We start from the raw sequence: 2807 nt of genomic DNA, 5'->3' as shown, positions 1-2807 counted from the left end.
CAACGCCGGCGTCGCCGCCACGGCCGCGAAGACCGCGGGCAACAACGCGGCGGAGGCGGCGGATGCCGCCGCGCAGGCAGGGAACTTCGCCGAGCAGGCCGGCGCCGACGCGGCGCTCGCCCGCAACGCGGCCGCGGCGGCACGGTCCGCGGCGGCCCGTGCCAACCGGGCGGCCGATGCCGCGATCAGCTTCGCCAACACCGCCGCCGACGCCGCCGGGCTGGCCAGGGACGCCGCGAACCGCGCGGCGGAGAACGCCATCGCGGCGGCGAACGCCGCGGAGGACGCCGCCAACCACGCGGGCAACTCCGTCGACGCGGCGCGGAAGTCGACCGAGCACGCGAACGCGGCCAGCCAGGCGGCGGACACGGCGATCCAGGCGGCCACGCAGGCTCAGCAGATCTACGACGCCGCCCGCGCGTCCGACGAGGCCCGGGTCGCCACGGAACGCGACCAGGCCGTCGAGGCGGCCCAAGCGGCCAAGGCGGCGGCCGGGCCGACCACCCCCGCGTCGAGGTGGGACACCAGTTCGCAGGCGAGGCGCGACACCGAGACCGCCCAGCTGCTGGCCGCGGCCTCCGGTCCCGGCGCCGACCCGGCGCTCGTGGTCGCCAACGGCCGCAAGATCGCCGTCAAGCTCGCGCAGTCCGGCGGCCCGTGGACCAAGTCCGCGGCACTGGCCGCCCTGGCCGGGTCGGACGACGAGGTGCGCGACTTCGTCCGCACCGGCATCACGTCCGCGGCGGGCCAGGACGACCGCGTGACGTTGCGGTCCCTGCTGGTGGACGGCTCGGACGCGTTCAAGCGCGCCGCCGAGGCCGCGCTGGCCGGCTCCGACGCCGACGTCCAGCGGTTCCTCGACCAGCGCCTCTACCCCGAGCGCGCCACCGAGGACCGGGTCAAGGTCAACCAGGTCCTGGCGGCCGCGAGCACCGCGAACCGCACCGTCACCAAGGCCGCCGCGCAGAAGGCACTCGACGCGGGCACCGTCGAGGCGTACCGGAAGTTCCTCACCCAGGAGCAGTTCACCACCGCCGCGACCGACGACCGGATCGCGGTCAACAGAGTCCTGGCCTCCCCCGGGTCCGGTCCGGAGACCAAGGCGTCCGCGCAGGCCGCCCTGGACGGGCCCAGCGCGTTCCAGCAGCGGTTCCTCAGCACCGTCCTGCACCAGGCGACGCAGCGCGACCAGGAACAGGCCGGGCACAACGCCGAGGTCGCCGCGTACGTCGCCAAGGCGTGGAACGCCGCGGCATCGGCCTCGGAGAACGCGAGCCGGGCGCAGGAGGTCGCGGCCGTCGCGCGCGGCGCGGCGGAGGAGGCGGTGAGCCACGCCCAGCAGGCGCAGCGGTCCGCCGACCAGGCCGCCGACTACGCGCGGCAGGCCCACGACTCGGCGACCGCCGCCGAGAAGTCGGCGCAGGACGCGGCGAACTCGGCCCGCACCGCTCAGCAGGCCGCGGCCTCGGCCGACGCCTCCGCGCGGCGCGCCTCCCAGTCCGCGGTCTGGGCGCAGGCTTCGGCCAACCAGGCGCAGGGTTTCGCCGTGGCGGCCTACCAGTCGGCGGAGCAGGCGTACGACTCGGCCATCGCGGCGGGCAAGGACGCCGAGCAGGCCGCCGCCGCGGCCAACGAGGCGATCGCGCACGCCCAGCAGATGATGGACGACGAGATCACCGAGGCGGCCTTCCGGCAGGCCAACTACTGCGCGGGCCGGTACGGGGAGGGCACCCCGAAGTACACCGAGTGCATCCACCTGATCACCGCTTCGGCCGATGAGCTGGTGGAACTCGCCTTCCGCAACGGTGAGTTCTGCGTGCTCCTCTACGGGGACAACAAGGGCGCCGCCGGGTACGAGAACTGCCTCCGGGACGTGCTGAACCCGGACTTCAAGCTCAACCGCTACCTCGACGCGATGGAGGAGCTCCTCGTCTACGTCAAGGCGGCGACCTTCACGTTGTACGCCGGCCTGGGCGTCACCGCGCTCGTGCTGTGCGGCATCTCGCTGGTCTGCGGCAGCGCCCTGCTCGCGATGGACCCGCTGGCGGCCGCGATCAGCCCCTGGCTCGTGACCGCCGGCGCCGCCACCGCCGGCGTCACGTTCGCGGTGCGGGTCGGCAGCCGGTTCGAGTTCGCGGTCGTCGAGTCCGAACTCGCCGCGGCGCGCGCCGGCCGGTACGACCTCGGCCGCCTGCTGGGCCTGGGCAACCGCCTGTGCGCGCGCAGCTTCACCGCGTCCGCGCCGATGGCCGCGCAGAACGACCCGGACTGCCTCTGGGACGTCGCCGACGAGGTGGTCGACGCGCTGGAGGACCAGTTCTCCTTCAGGGTCGCCGAGGGTGTGGCCTACAACATCAGGCGGTACAACGAGGGTGCGCAGGGCCACGCGCTGAACGGCATCGGCAAGGACGTGCAGGGGCTCGCCAGGTACCTTGCGGCCAGGGAACGGGAGGCGTTCCGCTTCTACGACTCCAGGACCCACAAGGACGTCATGTACGACGAGGGGAACCAGGTCTTGATCATCAGGGACTCGTCCATGATCCACGCGTACAACTACAAACCCGAGGACTGGCGCATGAACGTGGGCTCCAAGTACCTCGAAAGGTAGGGCCGGTGGAAGCGGAAGTCGTCGGGCAGCGCTGCGTGCTGACCCTCAGCCGGGACGAGCTCGTCATGATCCTCGGGTTGGTCAGCACCCTGAACAACACCCTGCCGTCCGAGGTGGCGTACCAGGACATGGTGGGGTGGAGCAAGGAAGAGGTCTACGCGTTCGCCCACCGGATCGCCGAGTGCGCCCGGGCGATGCC

At 73.0% G+C, this 2807-nt stretch carries 1 protein-coding gene and 1 pseudogene; both read left to right on the top strand.

Features of this window, described 5'->3' with window-relative positions:
• Positions 1–2608 (top strand): annotated as a pseudogene (locus tag ACR807_RS41600) (hypothetical protein); the annotation flags it as partial.
• Positions 2609–2613: 5 nt separating this feature from the next.
• A partial coding sequence (locus tag ACR807_RS41595; RefSeq protein ID WP_438927062.1) for a hypothetical protein occupies positions 2614–2807 on the top strand: 194 nt, incomplete at its 3' end.

Origin of the sequence: Saccharothrix sabaoui (assembly GCF_051756985.1) — a bacterium.
Taxonomy (GTDB): Bacteria; Actinomycetota; Actinomycetes; order Mycobacteriales; family Pseudonocardiaceae; genus Actinosynnema.
The sequence above is the reverse complement of the archived record's forward strand: the minus strand, read 5'-3'. Positions and strand labels throughout refer to the sequence as shown.